Origin of the sequence: Profundibacter sp. (assembly GCF_965277155.1) — a bacterium.
Lineage (GTDB): Bacteria > Pseudomonadota > Alphaproteobacteria > Rhodobacterales > Rhodobacteraceae > Profundibacter.
Genome location: NZ_CBDIBV010000013.1, coordinates 632,363 through 650,002 on the forward strand (window position 1 = coordinate 632,363; position 17,640 = coordinate 650,002).

At 53.0% G+C, this 17,640-nt stretch carries 13 protein-coding genes, 1 pseudogene and 1 CRISPR repeat array; of the genes and pseudogenes, 6 read left to right on the forward strand and 8 right to left on the reverse strand.

From position 1 onward, the window contains the following. The first annotated feature begins 190 nt into the window (after positions 1 to 190). From cas9 to cas2, 3 genes are read left to right on the forward strand one after another with little or no spacing between them, the layout of a single operon-like run. Entirely contained in the window at positions 191 to 3,373 is a 3,183-nt protein-coding gene (cas9, locus tag ACQY4M_RS18360) for a type II CRISPR RNA-guided endonuclease Cas9 (protein WP_428547169.1), read from the forward strand. A gap of 60 nt (positions 3,374 to 3,433) precedes the next feature. Beyond that, complete coding sequence (gene cas1, locus ACQY4M_RS18365) at positions 3,434 to 4,345, forward strand: type II CRISPR-associated endonuclease Cas1 (RefSeq protein WP_428547172.1); 912 nt, start codon at positions 3,434 to 3,436, stop codon at positions 4,343 to 4,345. Next, positions 4,342 to 4,686: a CRISPR-associated endonuclease Cas2 gene (gene cas2 / locus ACQY4M_RS18370; protein WP_428547175.1), complete on the forward strand. Its 345-nt coding sequence runs from the start codon at positions 4,342 to 4,344 to the stop codon at positions 4,684 to 4,686. The genes cas1 and cas2 overlap by 4 nt, the downstream gene beginning before the upstream one ends. A gap of 73 nt (positions 4,687 to 4,759) precedes the next feature. Continuing rightward, positions 4,760 to 7,822: a CRISPR direct-repeat array (repeat unit 36 nt; unit sequence ATTGTAGCATTTCAGAAATCGAGGTCCAGCCGCAAC). A gap of 83 nt (positions 7,823 to 7,905) precedes the next feature. Here cas2 and ACQY4M_RS18375 read toward each other — a convergent pair. The 3 genes from ACQY4M_RS18375 to ACQY4M_RS18385 form a co-directional block, all read right to left on the reverse strand. Then, positions 7,906 to 9,038 (reverse strand): IS3 family transposase gene (locus tag ACQY4M_RS18375; protein ID WP_428539245.1). Its coding sequence is split into 2 segments (ribosomal slippage): positions 7,906 to 8,786 and positions 8,786 to 9,038, totalling 1,134 coding nucleotides; the frame shifts between segments, so codons are not numbered across the junction. Positions 9,039 to 9,372: 334 nt separating this feature from the next. Continuing rightward, a protein-coding gene (locus ACQY4M_RS18380) for an IS5 family transposase (protein ID WP_428547178.1) occupies positions 9,373 to 10,127 on the reverse strand; the annotation gives its coding sequence in 2 pieces (ribosomal slippage) (positions 9,373 to 9,797 and positions 9,797 to 10,127; 756 coding nt in all). Between the two features lie 51 nt (positions 10,128 to 10,178). Beyond that, positions 10,179 to 10,547 carry an ABC transporter permease gene (locus tag ACQY4M_RS18385; RefSeq protein ID WP_428547181.1) on the reverse strand — a complete coding sequence of 123 codons (369 nt, stop codon included), beginning with the start codon at positions 10,545 to 10,547 and terminating at the stop codon, positions 10,179 to 10,181. A gap of 45 nt (positions 10,548 to 10,592) precedes the next feature. On the opposite strand from ACQY4M_RS18385, the gene ACQY4M_RS18390 reads away from it, so the two are divergent. The 3 genes and pseudogenes from ACQY4M_RS18390 to ACQY4M_RS18400 form a co-directional block, all read left to right on the forward strand. Further along, the gene (locus tag ACQY4M_RS18390) at positions 10,593 to 11,504 is read left to right on the forward strand and encodes an IS256 family transposase (RefSeq protein WP_428548270.1); all 912 of its coding nucleotides are present in this window, start codon (positions 10,593 to 10,595) and stop codon (positions 11,502 to 11,504) included. Then, a protein-coding gene (locus tag ACQY4M_RS18395; protein ID WP_428539245.1) for an IS3 family transposase occupies positions 11,452 to 12,584 on the forward strand; the annotation gives its coding sequence in 2 pieces (ribosomal slippage) (positions 11,452 to 11,704 and positions 11,704 to 12,584; 1,134 coding nt in all). The genes ACQY4M_RS18390 and ACQY4M_RS18395 overlap by 53 nt, the downstream gene beginning before the upstream one ends. A gap of 23 nt (positions 12,585 to 12,607) precedes the next feature. Next, positions 12,608 to 13,081, forward strand: a pseudogene (locus tag ACQY4M_RS18400) (transposase); the annotation flags it as partial. A gap of 309 nt (positions 13,082 to 13,390) precedes the next feature. Here the strand turns inward: ACQY4M_RS18400 and ACQY4M_RS18405 are convergent. Genes ACQY4M_RS18405 through ACQY4M_RS18425 form a run of 5 tightly spaced genes read right to left on the reverse strand, consistent with a single transcriptional unit; the run spans position 13,391 to position 17,568 of the window. Further along, positions 13,391 to 14,206: an ABC transporter permease gene (locus tag ACQY4M_RS18405; protein WP_428547184.1), complete on the reverse strand. Its 816-nt coding sequence runs from the start codon at positions 14,204 to 14,206 to the stop codon at positions 13,391 to 13,393. Beyond that, entirely contained in the window at positions 14,203 to 14,931 is a 729-nt protein-coding gene (locus ACQY4M_RS18410; RefSeq protein WP_428547187.1) for an ABC transporter ATP-binding protein, read from the reverse strand. The genes ACQY4M_RS18405 and ACQY4M_RS18410 overlap by 4 nt, the downstream gene beginning before the upstream one ends. Before the next feature lie 12 nt (positions 14,932 to 14,943). After that, positions 14,944 to 15,381 carry a hypothetical protein gene (locus ACQY4M_RS18415; RefSeq protein WP_428547190.1) on the reverse strand — a complete coding sequence of 146 codons (438 nt, stop codon included), beginning with the start codon at positions 15,379 to 15,381 and terminating at the stop codon, positions 14,944 to 14,946. Between the two features lie 9 nt (positions 15,382 to 15,390). Further along, the gene (locus tag ACQY4M_RS18420; protein WP_428547193.1) at positions 15,391 to 16,362 is read right to left on the reverse strand and encodes a YVTN family beta-propeller repeat protein; all 972 of its coding nucleotides are present in this window, start codon (positions 16,360 to 16,362) and stop codon (positions 15,391 to 15,393) included. Positions 16,363 to 16,380: 18 nt separating this feature from the next. After that, positions 16,381 to 17,568, reverse strand: a complete 1,188-nt coding sequence (locus tag ACQY4M_RS18425; protein WP_428547196.1) for an ABC transporter substrate-binding protein — start codon at positions 17,566 to 17,568, stop codon at positions 16,381 to 16,383. Positions 17,569 to 17,640: the final 72 nt, after the last annotated feature.

The following is a 17,640-nucleotide window of genomic DNA, read 5'->3' on the forward strand; positions in this document are numbered from 1 at the left end:
CCTGAAAGAGAAAACGCAGGCCGTAGCCTGCGCTTCAATTTGGTGTAGTCCAAGCTACTTGTTAACGGCTCGACCACGATTTCTGAATAACTCTAGAATATTTAATTTCCTGCTTGAGTCAATGTTGATTTCAGGTTGACACCAAGAAAGAGTAGCGCAACCTTGCAGAGAAAAATTGCGGAGAATTATTATGATGCGCCTTGGTCTCGACATTGGAACATCTTCAATCGGTTGGTGGCTCTACCAAGTTGAAAACGATAGGCCTGTTGCGGTTATTGACGGTGGTGTGCGGATCTTTTCGGATGGACGTGTCGCCAAAACAGGGCAATCCCTGGCTGTTGCCCGCCGCGAGGCCCGTGCTGCGCGGCGCCGGCGTGATCGTTATCTGCGCAGACGAGTGGTGCTGATGGAACGGCTTGCTGCGGCAGGCCTTATGGCTGCTGATCCTACCGAGGCAAAAAAACTGGAATTGCTAGATCCCTATGCGATACGCGCGCAGGGGTTGGATGAAAAACTGCCTCTTACCCATCTTGGTCGTGCGCTGTTTCACTTGAACCAGCGGCGGGGCTTCAAGTCAAACCGCAAAACAGATGGTGCAGACAACGAGGCCGGCAAAATCAAAATGGGCACTGCGCGTCTAGAGCAGGCAATGATGGCAGCTGGCGCCCGGACCTATGGTGAGTTCCTGTATAAACGCCGCATGAATGCGGATAAGCCGCACCAAACTCCCAGTGTGCGAACACGTTTGACTATTGCCAAGCGGGATAATGCAGAGAAAGAAGAGGCGGGTTACGATTTCTACCCGGACCGCAAACATCTGGAAGAGGAATTCACCAGGCTGTGGTATGCGCAAGCCAGATATCACCCGGAATTGACGGATGAACTGCGTAGCATCCTGTTCGAGACAATCTTTTATCAAAGACCATTGAGGGCACCAGAAGTAGGTTTGTGTCTGCTGACGGATGAACGCCGATTGCCCAAGGCCCACCCACTAACACAGCGCCGCGTGCTGTATGAAACAGTGAATGCCTTACGCATTACTGCGGACGGGCGTGCAAAGCAGCCGCTTTCAACCGAGGAACGCGACAAGATTATCCTTGCGCTGGATGGTAAAAAACATACCAAAAACCTGTCCGGCATGAAATTGTCGTTGAAGAAATTGGCCACGATCATAGGATTGCAACCGAACCAGCGTTTTAGCCTCGAAACCGCCGCACGGAATTCTATCGCCTGCGATCCGGTGCGTGCAAGCCTGTCACATCCTGACCGCTTGGGTTCGCGATGGAGCACCCTTGATACAGAAGAACAATGGCGGATTATCCAGCGGCTGCGCGAGGAAACTGATCCGGATGAGATGATATCATGGCTAAAGAAAGAATACGATCTGGATGATACCCATGCCACGGCCACGGCCAGTGCACCGCTGCCTGAAGGCTATTCGCGCTTGGGTGAAAGCGCCACTCGTAATATTCTGGAACATTTGAAATCCGGTGTGATCCCCTATTCAGAAGCTGTTTCGCGATGTGGCTACCACCATTCCGACGAACGCACAGGAGAGGTAATTGAGAGCCTGCCATATTACGGAGAAGTGTTACAACGACATGTGATCCCCGGCACTGGTCGGGAAGAGGACGACGACATCACCCGTTTCGGCCGTATTACCAACCCAACGGTGCATATAGGTCTGAACCAACTGCGCAGGCTGGTGAACAGGATTATCGAAGTGCACGGCAAGCCGGACCAGATCGTGGTGGAACTGGCCCGAGAATTGAAACAGAACGAAAAGCAGAAAGCCGAAATTCAACGAACCATTAATAAGAACACCGAAGCCGCCATCAAACGAAGCGACAAGCTGGTCGAGCTTGGCCAGCGCGATACCGGCGCCAACCGAATGATCCTGCGTCTATGGGAAGATCTGGGCGAGGATTGCCTAAAGCGGCTTTGCCCCTATACAGGCAAACGCATCTCGGCTGAAATGCTGTTTGACGGGTCTTGCGAGGTGGATCACATCCTGCCCTACTCCCGCACGATGGACGACAGTTTCGCCAACCGCACCCTGTGCCTGCGCGAGGCCAACCGCGAAAAGAGAGACCGGACTCCGTTTGAAACCTGGGGACATGACGAGGATCGCTGGGTCATTATTCAGGCCAATCTGAAAAATCAGCCCGAGAACAAGCGCTGGCGTTTTTCCCCCGATGCGATGGAACGGTTCGAGGGTGAAAGAGATTTCACCGACCGCTCCCTAAATGATACTGCCTATCTTTCACGTATTTCCAAAGCCTATCTAGAGGCCCTTTATGATGGTGGTGACGGGAAAAGCCATGTCTGGGTGGTGCCCGGGCGGCTGACCGAAATGCTGCGTCGTGTCTGGGATCTGAACAGCCTGCTGCCCGATCACAACCGTGCCACTAAGGCCAAGAACCGTCACGACCACCGTCACCATGCCATTGACGCTGCTGTGATTGCGGCCACTGACCGCGGGTTGATAAAACAGATGGCCGACATTGCCAGGCAGAAAGAAAATGAAGGCGCAAATGACAAAGCCCGCGGGACCAATCCGCCTTGGGACGGCTTCAGGAATGATATTGCTGCAAAGGTCAATGTCATCACCGTCAGCCACCGCGCGGATCATGGACTTGGACCGCAGCGCAAGGCGGGGCAGACCTCGGGACAATTACACAATGATACGGCATATGGCTTGACCGGAAAAAACAAGGGCAACGTGCCACTTGTTGTGACGCGCAAACCGCTGGGCAGTCTGACGTCGGCTATGATTGACAAGATCCGCGATCCATATTTGCAGAATGCATTGCTGTTTGCGACGCAGGATAAAACTGGCAAGGATTTCGACAAGGCGGTTCAGGAATTCGCTGCCAAGGATGGTCCCTATCAGGGTATACGACGGGTGCGGATTATCGAGCCGATCGATGTTCTGGAAATGAAAGACCAAACCGGAAGGACCTACAAAGGTTATAAACCTGATAGCAACCACTGTTACGAGATTTGGCAATTGCCCAATAAGAAATATAAAGCGCAGGTTATAACTACGTTCGAGGCACATCAAAATATATCGCCCCGCCGTCCACACCCCGCCGCAAAAAGAATTGAGCGTATTTTTAAGAAGGATATGGTTGCTCTCGATCATCCTGAGCTTGGTTTCGTTAATTGTTATGTCCAAAAGTTTTCAGAAGCGCATGGGCTATATCTTTGCGGAAATGTGGAGAGCAATGCCGATGCACGAAACCGGGACAAAAATGATAAATTCAAATTCATACAGATGAGTGCTGGGCCGTTAATGAAAGCAGGGTTTCGCCGTATTTTTGTTGATGAAATTGGCCGCATCCGTGATCCCGGACCGCATGGGAAAATCTGATTTGGCGCGAATCGCACAGTTTGCTATCCTGCAAGGGTTGAAATAACTCTTGTTATCTATTTGGATCAGATCATTGATATAGCGACCGATGGGCGCCACTTATCGCGCGACCGCGGGTTTCTGAAGGTTGAGGAAAATGGCACCGAAGTTGGTCGTGTTCCGCTGGATCAGATCACTGCCGTTATTGTTCATGCCCACGGGGTAACATGGACGAACTCGCTTCTAGTGGAATTGGCTGATCGCGGTGCAATGCTGGTTCTGTGCGCCGCCAATCACCAGCCACGCGCTCTGCTCTGGCCGCTTGAGGGGCACCATGCCCAAGGGGCAAGGATGCGGGCCCAATGGACTGCCAAAACTCCTATGTTGAAACAGGCGTGGAAGCAGGTTGTCACGTCGAAGGTAAAAATGCAGGCTGCAGCCCTTGCCGCATTTGGCCATTCACCGGCCCGTTTGGAACAATTGACCCGGCAGATCAAATCTGGCGACAGTTCAAATATCGAGGCCCAGGCTGCTCGTCATTACTGGCCGCTTTTAATGGGCACAGATTTCCGCCGAAACCCTGACACGCCTGATATCAATTCCCTGCTTAATTATGGTTATACGGTGCTGCGGGCCGCGGCTTCACGGGCCATTGTTGCCGCGGGCCTGCATCCGACCATCGGGTTGCACCACTCCAACCGTGGCAATTCATTTGCCCTTTCCGATGACCTGATGGAACCATTCCGGCCATTGGTAGACGCAACAGCTTACAACATCGCCCGTCAGGACGGCCCCGAGGTTACCCCGGATGCCAAACAGGCCCTTGTTCGCCTGATTGCACTTGACCTGCCCCTTGGTGGCGTCAACAGCCCATTGTCAACCGCCCTAGGCCGGCTGGCGACATCGCTTGCCCTCAGCTTTGAAAAAGGCCGTCTGGAGCTGGCCTTGCCGACATCCCCTGATCCACTTGTCCTTGCAGGATTGGGAAAATGAGCCATCACGACACCTACCTTTCAGGATACAGGATCATGTGGATACTTGTAATGTTCGATCTTCCCACCGACACCAAGCTGCAACGCAAAGCGGCGACAAAATTTCGTGAATACCTGTTGGACGAAGGTTTCGAAAGAAGCCAGTTCTCGGTTTATGCGCGTTTTGTAAATGGAAAAGAAGGCTTTGCTACACGAGTGCGCCGAATCGAGCAAAATCTTCCTAGCTGGGGGGATGTGCAGATTCTGAATTTTACCGACCGGCAATATCGTGATATAGTGCATTTCTCAGACCAAGGGCGAAGGCCCAAGCGGAAAAACCCTGATCAACTGGTATTGTTCTGATGCGATTCGTTTGGAAAACTGACAATAGATCAACAGATAATCCCTGTATTATCAAGGAATTACCTACCGATCTATTGTAGCATTTCAGAAATCGAGGTCCAGCCGCAACCCGATGGTCAGCACATCGTCGATAATACTAATTGTAGCATTTCAGAAATCGAGGTCCAGCCGCAACAGGACTGGCACGGAAGAAATGCTAAAGCGAATTGTAGCATTTCAGAAATCGAGGTCCAGCCGCAACAGAATAAGTGCACGACGAAGTCCAGCCAATATTGTAGCATTTCAGAAATCGAGGTCCAGCCGCAACTTTCCGATCCCGCTCCTGATCCCGCTCCTGATTGTAGCATTTCAGAAATCGAGGTCCAGCCGCAACCGATTTAGTGTTTCAATCGCCTGGAATGATATTGTAGCATTTCAGAAATCGAGGTCCAGCCGCAACCACTCTCCCTTATGGTGGTTCGCTGCGTCGATTGTAGCATTTCAGAAATCGAGGTCCAGCCGCAACCTGTGAACGCAACGACAGACGGCGTGGTGATTGTAGCATTTCAGAAATCGAGGTCCAGCCGCAACAACAATACTCAATTACAAATTGCTGATATGATTGTAGCATTTCAGAAATCGAGGTCCAGCCGCAACCGAAATGAAGGCTTAAGAAGATAATGTTGTATTGTAGCATTTCAGAAATCGAGGTCCAGCCGCAACTTGTATCCAGCCTTGTTTACCGTTATTGTATTGTAGCATTTCAGAAATCGAGGTCCAGCCGCAACTCCCAGCCAGTTGGCCCCTGTTATCCGCGAATTGTAGCATTTCAGAAATCGAGGTCCAGCCGCAACTCATCAGTCGGATGCTTAAAATAACGATTAATTGTAGCATTTCAGAAATCGAGGTCCAGCCGCAACTTGTAACCTGCTTTATTTACCGTAATTGTATTGTAGCATTTCAGAAATCGAGGTCCAGCCGCAACCTTAATGGCAGTCAACAATATTCTCATTTTATTGTAGCATTTCAGAAATCGAGGTCCAGCCGCAACGACGGATGATGATATTTTATTTCCTAATAAATTGTAGCATTTCAGAAATCGAGGTCCAGCCGCAACTTGGTGAATCTTATCGAGCTCAAATGCAAGATTGTAGCATTTCAGAAATCGAGGTCCAGCCGCAACAACCTCGGGCTTGTTCGAATTCTTCGACAATTGTAGCATTTCAGAAATCGAGGTCCAGCCGCAACGTTCACCCGCATTCATCCGCGCAAGGTTATATTGTAGCATTTCAGAAATCGAGGTCCAGCCGCAACTGATAACACCACGCACACCGGATTCTACAAATTGTAGCATTTCAGAAATCGAGGTCCAGCCGCAACTGATATTATCGAGAATATGTATGATTCGTTATTGTAGCATTTCAGAAATCGAGGTCCAGCCGCAACTTGAAATGGCCATCCGCATTCGGGAGTAAAATTGTAGCATTTCAGAAATCGAGGTCCAGCCGCAACTTACCAGCACGAAATTGTCCACCACCTTCAATTGTAGCATTTCAGAAATCGAGGTCCAGCCGCAACAGCTTGATTCAAGGACTCTTCAGTAAAAGAATTGTAGCATTTCAGAAATCGAGGTCCAGCCGCAACTCATTGTCACTACTTTCTCCCGGGGAGGACATTGTAGCATTTCAGAAATCGAGGTCCAGCCGCAACTAACGACCGTTTGTCCAAGTAGTAGTAAAAATTGTAGCATTTCAGAAATCGAGGTCCAGCCGCAACTCAATCTGGAATGTTTCGATCAAATGAACGATTGTAGCATTTCAGAAATCGAGGTCCAGCCGCAACTTATATCCCGCCTTGTTGACTGTAATCGTAATTGTAGCATTTCAGAAATCGAGGTCCAGCCGCAACACAGCTGATATTGATTTATTTGCTCAACGTATTGTAGCATTTCAGAAATCGAGGTCCAGCCGCAACTTTTCATTGTTTTATACTCTACCAGCAAGCATTGTAGCATTTCAGAAATCGAGGTCCAGCCGCAACTTTGGTGCCGGACGTTCATTCGGCAAAGTATTGTAGCATTTCAGAAATCGAGGTCCAGCCGCAACCATAGATATGGTCGTATTTATTTTACTGGATTGTAGCATTTCAGAAATCGAGGTCCAGCCGCAACAACTTCGGGCTTGTTCGAATTCTGCGACATATTGTAGCATTTCAGAAATCGAGGTCCAGCCGCAACACGGCGACAACGCAGATCAACGCATTTTTATTGTAGCATTTCAGAAATCGAGGTCCAGCCGCAACAACCAAACACAATTACAAATTGCAGATATGATTGTAGCATTTCAGAAATCGAGGTCCAGCCGCAACTGAAAAGACCCGTCAACACAGTTTTTACGATTGTAGCATTTCAGAAATCGAGGTCCAGCCGCAACACAGCGATCAGGACAGGCAGGCTCAAAGAGATTGTAGCATTTCAGAAATCGAGGTCCAGCCGCAACGGCGCGCACATCGGGCCATGAACGGGCCAATTGTAGCATTTCAGAAATCGAGGTCCAGCCGCAACTTGCATCAGGATACACACGATAAACATCAGATTGTAGCATTTCAGAAATCGAGGTCCAGCCGCAACTCTGATCAAATTGTAATCACGGAAGGTGTTATTGTAGCATTTCAGAAATCGAGGTCCAGCCGCAACTTATTTGTCCCCCGCCATGCATATACTTTCATTGTAGCATTTCAGAAATCGAGGTCCAGCCGCAACAATTTGGGACTTGTTCGAATTCTGCGACATATTGTAGCATTTCAGAAATCGAGGTCCAGCCGCAACTAGTCCATTGACGGTTTATGAGAAGATGAAATTGTAGCATTTCAGAAATCGAGGTCCAGCCGCAACTTTTTATACTTAACCCAATATTTACCAAAATTGTAGCATTTCAGAAATCGAGGTCCAGCCGCAACAATATATTCGGTTCGTCGACAGTGCTGTTCATTGTAGCATTTCAGAAATCGAGGTCCAGCCGCAACTTGAATAAACCCGTCAACACAGTTTTTACGATTGTAGCATTTCAGAAATCGAGGTCCAGCCGCAACAATCTGGGACTTGTTCGAATTCTGCGACATATTGTAGCATTTCAGAAATCGAGGTCCAGCCGCAACAGAGTTAGCTGTTAATGAGATCTTAGAGGTGGTCCCACTTTTTTGACCAGTCAGCAGCCAGTTTAAGATGGATCAGGGTTTCATTTAGGCTGCCAAACTCATTGGTTTTGTTTTTCTGTCATAGGCTTCATCCGGGGTCAATATTCCGTGGGTGGAATGCGGGCGCTCGGTGTTGTAGTAAGCCAACCATTTCCCGATCCCGGCGCGGGTCTGCGAACCCGTTTCAAATGCGTTGAGGTAAATGCATTCGTATTTCAAGGATCGCCAAAGCCGCTCGATCATCCGGTTATCGACCCAGCGACCTTTGCCATCCATCGAGATTTTCACGTCGGCTTCTTTCAGCGCCTGCGTCCATTCAAACCCGGTGAACTGGCTGCCCTGGTCGCTGTTCATGATATCGGGCTTGCCGTATTTGGCCATAGCCTCTTTCAGGGCTTCAACGCAAAAATCTGCCTCCATGCTGTTTGACAATCTCCAGCTCAAAACCTTGCGGCTGTGCCAGTCCATGATCGCGACCAAATAGAGGAACCCGCGCTGCATCGGAATGTAGGTGATATCTACGCACCACACATGGTTTGGACGATCAATCGTCAGGTCTCGCAGCAGATACGGGTAGATCTTATGCTGCGGATGTTTCTTGCTCGTGTTGGGCGTCTGGTAGATCGGAACCAACCGCATCAGCCGCATCAAACGGCGGACCCTGTGGCGACCACACTTGTAACCTTGGCGCTGCATGTGCCGGGCCATTTGCCGTGATCCATACCACGGCGTCTGCAAGAATTGCTTGTCGATTATTGTCATGAACCGCAAATTTTCAGCACTTTCGCCTTTTGGCTGGTAATACAGGTTCGAGCGCGCCAGAGAAAGTAGCCCGCATTGTCGTCGCACACTCAGATCATGCTCACGGCTCACCATTTTTTGCCTCGCTTCCCGAGCAACTGTTGCGAGGCGTTGGCTAAAAAATCCCGTTCCACGACCAGCTGACCAATCTTGGAGTGCAGCTTCTCAATCTGGGCTTCATCAACCCGATCAGGATCACGGCCCCGTCTGGAAAATGCCGTGGCCATGTTTTCAATCGCTGCTCGTTTCCATGTGCCAATCTGGGTTGGATGCACACCATACTTCTTCGACAGCTCCGCCATCGTCATTTCCTCGCGGATTGCTTCAAGCGCAACGCGGGCTTTGAATTCGGGAGAATGGTTCTTTCGTTTCGTCATTTTGAATCGTCTTTCTCATAAGTCGATCCACCTTAACAACTGGTCCGAATTTCCGCGACCACCTCTCTTTTGTGAATTGTAGCATTTCAGAAATCGAGGTCCAGCCGCAACTAGTCAACAGAAGGTTTACGCGATGAAGTATTGTAGCATTTCAGAAATCGAGGTCCAGCCGCAACTGACCGTAGACAGTTTGCCGGTTTTTCTGAATTGTAGCATTTCAGAAATCGAGGTCCAGCCGCAACGTTATTGCTGGTGACAGTATTAATATTGAAATTGTAGCATTTCAGAAATCGAGGTCTGTAAACGGCGGAGCAATACTAGGGTCGAGACTCAATCAAGTCCACCACAGGATAAAGGCAGCGATAGCGACGGCTGACAGGAAGTTTTGAGCCAGTTTGTCATAGCGGGTGGCAATGCGGCGGAAATCCTTGAGGCGGCAGAAGGCGCGTTCGATCAGGTTGCGAGCGCGATAAGCCTGCACATCATGGGGGATGGGGCGTTTTCGGGATCGGGTGGAGGGGATGACGGCCTCTGTTCCGGCCCGCGCAAGAGTTGCGCGCAGGCTGTTTGCATCATAGCCTCGGTCGCCGAGCAGGCGGCGTGGTGCGGGCATGGTTGCCAGCAGAGCAGGGGCAGCCGAGATGTCGGCAATGTTTCTGGGGGTCAGACTGAACGCGGCAATGCGCCCGTAACCATCTGTCAACGCGTGTATTTTCGTCGTGGGCCCGCCACGCGAGCGCCCGATGCAGTGAATCTTCGCCCCCCTTTTCCGCCATGCGCCGAGCGATGCGCCCGAACGGCAGTGGAATCGATACTCAGTTCGTGTGGGATTTCCGCCTGTCCGACCAACTCCGCGAAAATCTTCTGCCACAGTCCACGCCGGCTCCAGCGGTTGAACCGGTTGTAGATGGTCGTCGGCGGGCCGTATTCGCGCGGGCAGTCCTTCCAGCGACAGCCCGACTTCAGAACATGGATGATCCCGCTGATCACCCGTCGGTCATCTTTCCTGCGCGCGCCCGGTTGATTGTGCGGCAACAGCGGTTTGATCGCCGCCCACGCTTGATCCGAGAGCCAAAACCCTTCCGTCATCATCCACCTCCGGCTCGTTTTCCCGCAGTGAATCAGACACATATCGCAAAATCAACAGGTTGATTGGGTTTTAACCCTAAGGCGCGTGGCAAACAGGAACCCGGCCAATCCCGCGGTAAAGCCGGAAAACACATAGGTCAGAAACACCATCCGGCGCACCCTGATCCCCGCGTTGTGGGCCGACCGGCGCGACCCGCCCACAGCTAGGATATGCCAGCCGATGCGCGAACGGGTTAGGGCTATGTGGGCAATCACCGCAATGATCAACGCCGTCCAGACGGGCACAGACGCCCCCAGAATCGTATCATCCCCGATGAAATCCCACAGCTCGGAATAGACCTGGGACATCTGCGCCTTGCCCGCAAAGGTAGTGTCGCGAGTTTGGTGGAAATTCGAGGACGGCGTAATCTCCGGGTGCATCGAAGCCACCCAACCGGCGGCTGGAACCGCCAAGGAGATCACGCCATGACAAAGAATACAGCAACATCGACATCCGCGCTACTGGCCAATGAAGCAGGCTATGACCCGATTGAAGACCGGCTGCGCCAGAACATCCGCGCGACGATCGAGGCGGTTTTCGAAGAGGAGCTGGAGCAGTTTCTGGGCCGTTGCCGGTATGGCCGCAGCGGCGGGGCAAAGGCCGGATACCGCCACGGGCATCGCGAGCGGCAACTGGTCGGAACATTTGGAACCGAAACGGTGCGCGTGCCGCGTGCGCGGATCACAGGCGAGGCCGGCAAGGCCAGAGAATGGCGCTCGAAGGCATTGCCCCGCTACCAGCGGCTGACGAAGAAGGCCGAGGCGCTGATCGCTGCTGTCTACCTTTCGGGCACCAACACACGGCGGGTAAAACGCGCCCTGTTCGGCCTGTTTCAGGGGGCGGTCAGCAAGGATGTGGTGAGCCGCGCCTGGCGCAAGGTGAAGGTGGACTGGCAGGCGTGGTGCGCCCGCAGCCTTGCGGATGAAGACATCGTGCGGCTGATCCTGGACGGCACCGTGATCAAAACGCGGATTGACAGGAAGGCCACCAATATCTCGGTTCTGGCCGCGATTGGCGTGCGCCGGGATGGGCAGAAGGTCTTGTTATCACTGATGAACATGGGCGGCGAAAGCACCTCCGCCTGGCGTCAGTTCATCAACGATCTGGATGCGCGCGGGTTGAAACGGCCCGAATTTGTCATCGTGGACGGGGCACCGGGACTTGAGGTCGCTCTCATTGCCCTCTGGGGTGAAGATCTGCCGATCCAGAGGTGCACGGAGAGGTGGTCGCGGAAATTCGGACCAGTTGTTAAGGTGGATCGACTTATGAGAAAGACGATTCAAAATGACGAAACGAAAGAACCATTCTCCCGAATTCAAAGCCCGCGTTGCGCTTGAAGCAATCCGCGAGGAAATGACGATGGCGGAGCTGTCGAAGAAGTATGGTGTGCATCCAACCCAGATTGGCACATGGAAACGAGCAGCGATTGAAAACATGGCCACGGCATTTTCCAGACGGGGCCGTGATCCTGATCGGGTTGATGAAGCCCAGATTGAGAAGCTGCACTCCAAGATTGGTCAGCTGGTCGTGGAACGGGATTTTTTAGCCAACGCCTCGCAACAGTTGCTCGGGAAGCGAGGCAAAAAATGGTGAGCCGTGAGCATGATCTGAGTGTGCGACGACAATGCGGGCTACTTTCTCTGGCGCGCTCGAACCTGTATTACCAGCCAAAAGGCGAAAGTGCTGAAAATTTGCGGTTCATGACAATAATCGACAAGCAATTCTTGCAGACGCCGTGGTATGGATCACGGCAAATGGCCCGGCACATGCAGCGCCAAGGTTACAAGTGTGGTCGCCACAGGGTCCGCCGTTTGATGCGGCTGATGCGGTTGGTTCCGATCTACCAGACGCCCAACACGAGCAAGAAACATCCGCAGCATAAGATCTACCCGTATCTGCTGCGAGACCTGACGATTGATCGTCCAAACCATGTGTGGTGCGTAGATATCACCTACATTCCGATGCAGCGCGGGTTCCTCTATTTGGTCGCGATCATGGACTGGCACAGCCGCAAGGTTTTGAGCTGGAGATTGTCAAACAGCATGGAGGCAGATTTTTGCGTTGAAGCCCTGAAAGAGGCTATGGCCAAATACGGCAAGCCCGATATCATGAACAGCGACCAGGGCAGCCAGTTCACCGGGTTTGAATGGACGCAGGCGCTGAAAGAAGCCGACGTGAAAATCTCGATGGATGGCAAAGGTCGCTGGGTCGATAACCGGATGATCGAGCGGCTTTGGCGATCCTTGAAATACGAATGCATTTACCTCAACGCATTTGAAACGGGTTCGCAGACCCGCGCCGGGATCGGGAAATGGTTGGCTTACTACAACACCGAGCGCCCGCATTCCACCCACGGAATATTGACCCCGGATGAAGCCTATGACAGAAAAACAAAACCAATGAGTTTGGCAGCCTAAATGAAACCCTGATCCATCTTAAACTGGCTGCTGACTGGTCAAAAAAGTGGGACCACCTCTCGGTGCACAAGCACCGCAACCTTCTGGCCAAGGCACCCAAGCGTATGCATGATGAGTTGACAGAAGATTACCGCGACATGATCTACGCCAAAACACCCGAGGAAATCGCCACCCGCCGCAAGGCATTTCTGCGAAAATGGCGGCTGAAATGCAAGGCCGTCGCTGACAGCTTGGAAGAAGCAGGAGATAAGCTTTTCACCTTCACGCGTCTGCCACAAGGCCAGTGGAAATCGGCCAGAACGACAAATGCGATCGAACGCCTGAACGAGGAATTCCGCCGCCGCATCAAGACCCAGACCGTGCTGCCATGCGCCGAGACCGTGCCGATGCTGCTTTGGGCTCTGATGGCCTCGGGGCAGATCGTCATGCGAAAGGTCGATGGCTGGGAAACGCTCGCTCAGCCCGTCGCCGACGCAACCCTTGACCAAGCCGCCTGACCGGCGCATAACTCAACCCGCTCGGAGGTGCCTGAAATCAATTTCCACCACTTTCGAGACACAACCGAGTTCTCTTTTACTTTTCTGAAACGTAAATCTATAAAAAACAATCATTTTCTTAATTATTACCACCTTTTAACACCAATCTGCACGCCATATTATGGATACAGCCCTCACCAATCCCGTAGTGGTGGTAATGCCTGATATTTGCTCGCAAATATGCTGGGTCTGCCCCGACAAGAGGTAAATTTATGTATTCGGTGCGATATAGCCATCCCAAACACCTCTATTTCCCTACGGGAGAAAGATCTAACTGCGCTTACGGCTCAGCATCCCTTTTGATGGGTCATAAGCATAGATTGCAGCACCCATAAACAGCAGCGTCGCCCCTGACACCACAGCCAAAGCCAGCCAATTTATCTGGCCATACAGCCCAAAACGTATCAATTCGACGGCATATGTGAAGGGGTTGTAGCGACAGATATCATAGAGCAGGATGCTGGATTCTTTCATGCGCCACAGCGGATATAACGCGGATGATGCAAAAAACATCGGGAAGATCACGAAATTCATCACGCCCGCGAAATTTTCCAACTGCCGGATGGTTGACGATAAGAACAACCCCATCGCCCCCAGCATCAGCCCCGACAGCACCAGCGCGGGCAGCACTGTCAGATAGCCCAGCGGCGGCGGATCCACCCCCCAGAACCACGCGATCAACAGGAATGCGTAGACCTGCAAGATTGACACCACGACCCCTGCAAACAGTTTTGATGATAGCAGAAACCAACGCGGATAGGGGCTAACCAGAAAGATACGCATCGCACCGGTTTCACGGTCATAGACCATTGAAAGCGAAGATTGCATACCGTTGAAAAGCTGGATCATTGCGCACAGGCCCGGGGCGACGTAAACCTCGTACAGCACATAGGTTTCATAGGGCGGCGTGATCGACAGCCCCAGAACCGAGCGAAAACCGGCGGCAAAAATGAACAGCCAGACCAGCGGGCGCACCAGTGCCGACAGGAAGCGTTCGCGCTGTTTGGCAAAGCGCAGGGCCTCGCGCCAGATGATGCCGTATAGGGCGCGCATCCGACCGCTCCAGCCAAGGGGAGTGTCGCTCATAAGGCTCCCTCCTCTACGCCGGTCAGTGACAGGAAGGCTTGCTCCAACGTGGTTTTCCCAGCAATGTCGCGCGCTGATGCGGTGGTCAGGATTTTACCCTGATGCAGGATAGCGACGTTGTCTTGTGGCTGCACTTCGTCCAGCAAATGCGTGGCCCACAGCACCGCTACGCCTTCGTCGCGGATCAGCCCGCGCACCAGTTCGGCCACATCCAGACGCGATTTCACATCCAGCCCCACCGTTGCCTCGTCCAGCAGCAGCAGGCGCGGTTTGTGCATCAGGCTGCGGGCGATTTCTGCGCGCCGTGACTGGCCGCCCGACAGCGTGGACACCCGCGCATCCAGCTTGTCCGACAGACCGACACGTTCGATCATTTCGGCAGTGCGGGCGCGTGTATCGCGCCGTGACATACCGTGCAGGGCGGCGTGGTAAAACAGGTTCTGGCGCACGGTCAGATCGAGATCCAGCGAGCGGGTTTGAAACACGATCCCCAACCGCGCCAGCGCTGGCCCCGGCTGGCGTCGCACGTCATATCCGGCCACCTTTATCGTGCCTGTGATATTGTCATATAGCCGCGTGATCAGGGAAAACAGCGTGGTTTTGCCCGCGCCGTTGACCCCCAGAAGGGCCATGAACTGCCCTTCGCCTACCGCCAAAGATACATGATCCAGTGCTTTTAGCTTGCCAAAGGCGTGACTAACATCGGAAACTTCAAGCGCTGTCATATAAAATGCCCATCATTGCCCCATAATGTTAAAGACGGCTTTCTGTGTATCACCACGCGCGCCCGGAATAGACAAAACATACCGGCCGGGAATGATGGCAATGAAACCGATGGTCATTTCGCCTTCATCCTCCATCGCGATACCGTTCAGCCCCGTGGGCATGATAGTGCCACTTTCGGTTTCGATGCTATCGACCCAAACGGCCCGAAAGAAATCCCCGCCCGTCAGTTTTTGCGCGGTGGTGCCGTCCGCCATGATCGTCAATTCATAATAGGTGCCGGATGTCAGCATATAAGGCGCGTCGGTCAGTGGCTTGCCGGCACTCAGGGTGATTGGTTCCAGCTCTTCCTTGTTACTGCCCGCCAGCACACCGGCAGGCCCAAGACCCAGATCACGCGCCCCTGCTGGCAACGCCAAAATGATACTTGCAGCAATGATAATTCGTTTCATAAGAATCTCCTAGTTTGGCGACACCGCCACACCCCACGGCTGTTGCCCGACCTGAATGGATTTGGTCACCTTTTGCCGCGCTACATCGATCACTGAAATGTCGTTTGAATTGCCGTTGGTGGTAAACAGAAATTTCTGATCAGGCGTGAACGCCATCTGCCAGACGCGTTGACCGACCAGCAGATAATCCAGCACCTCGAAGGTCTTTCCATCCACCACAGCAACACGGTTGGCCGGTCCAAGTGCAACATAGATGATGCTGCCGTCCGCCGTCACCTTGACCCCGACCGGCTGAATGGTTTCATCGGGCAGGCCGGGAATTTCAAAGGTGATCTTGTGAATGGCTTCATGTTTAGCAACATCAATCACCGTCACAGTGCCGCCGATTTCGGCGCTGACAAACAGCAAGCTGCCGTCATCGGTGAACTGCGCATAGCGTGGGCGCTGGTCTACCAGCACATTCTCGACAATCTCGTAGCTGTCCGTGTCGATAAAATGCGCCATATTTGTGGTTTCCGAAGTGTTGATCACCACCTTGCCATCCGGGCTGATCGCCACACCTTCGGGTTCCACCCCGACCGGTATCTCCGCCAGAACCAGTTGGGTTTCTACATCTACAACGGTGACCAGATTGTCATCCTCGTTGGCGATATACAGCGGGTTGCCGGACGGGTGCAGGGCAAATTGTTCGGGGTCCGGCCCGCTGGGAAGGGTGTGCAGCAGTTTCAGCGTGGCGGTATCGAATACCTTAACCGTGTCCTCGTCGGAAACGCAGATATACAGCTGCGCACCATCCTTGCTGACCAGAATGCCACGCGGGCGCTGACCGACATTTATGGTGTCTGTCACTTCAAGCGTTTCACTGTCGAGCACGCTGACGGTGTTGTCTTTTTCATTTGTGACATAGACCGTATACGCCGCTGACATCGAGGGCAAAATCACCCCCAATAGCGCGGCAAGGCAGGCAATAATCAGTTTCATCGCGTTTCCTTTTTTCAATCAGCGGCCTTCCAGATGGCAGCCGCTTTCGGGCTGATCAATTCCTAATGTGTCCAGTTGCGAGACCTGATGCAAAAACCCCTCTTGCGGCGAAACCGAGACCAGAACCCTTGCCCCCACCAGCAGGATCGGTTGGCGCAACTGTCCGTTCCAAGGCCGGAATGTCAGCTTTTCACCCTTGAAGGCCGCAATTTCGAAATCATCCCCCAGCAGGTATTTTTCCAGCACGTCATGCCGATCAGATCTGGTGCGCGTTGCGGCTTCGCTTAAGACCCGTAAGGCCAACCAGACCTGATAATCCTCGGGTCGCATATAGCGCCCGTTCAGTTTCTCAAACCGGCGCTGGAACTGGGTTGCCCCCCAGGCCTCTTGCGCGGGGTGCCATGTGGCGGGACGCAGACCTGTCGATCCGGCGACGGGGCGGGCCTCCCATGTGTGAAAGGGCAGATAGACGGCGAATATATCGGCTTCGTCAGCAGCAATCATCACGTCATAATCCGGTGCGCGCTGGGTGAAAACGGGGATCTGTTTTTGCACTTGAACATGCCCTGAATCCGTTCGTCGCGCGCCGCCGGTATCCTCGAACACGCGCTGTTCGACGATCTTGGCCCCGAATTTGCGGGCAGCGCGGCGATAGGCGTCGGCCAGCGCCTTGTCTTCGGGGTGCGATCCCTCAACCAGAAACCAGCGGTTCCATTTCTTCCAGATCAGGAATTGTGCCAAGGCATCTGTCAGCATCGCGCGGCTGGGGGCGATATGCAGCAGATTGGCGCGGCAATTATCATTGCGAAGCGCATCATCCGGCGCCAAAGCATTCAGCACCAGCGCCCTGTCACCCGCTGCATCCGCCAGTTTTAAGACCATCGGAGCATCTGCCAATACCACGATATACTGCGCACCGTCGGCAATCGCCTTTTCCATTGCCGCAATGGCCCCGTCGGGCGGCACAGCTACATTTGCGGTAACAAACTCCTGCCCCATGAAACGCCCTGTGGTCTGGTTATCCTCGGTCGCCAGTGCACCCCCGGCAAAGCCCAGATCATCGGGCGGCAGATCAAGCCGCGAGATCGGCTTGGTCTTCGGCGTGTCCACCCGCAAAACCAGCGCTGAGATTACCTGCTTTTCCGCAGCGAATGCCGCACCGGACAGATCCGATATGATCACACAGATCACAAGGACCCACCGCACCTGCCAAACCGTTTTCGCCATGCCACTGATTGTTATCTGAATATCCATATCCCTGCCAGACTACGACCCAAT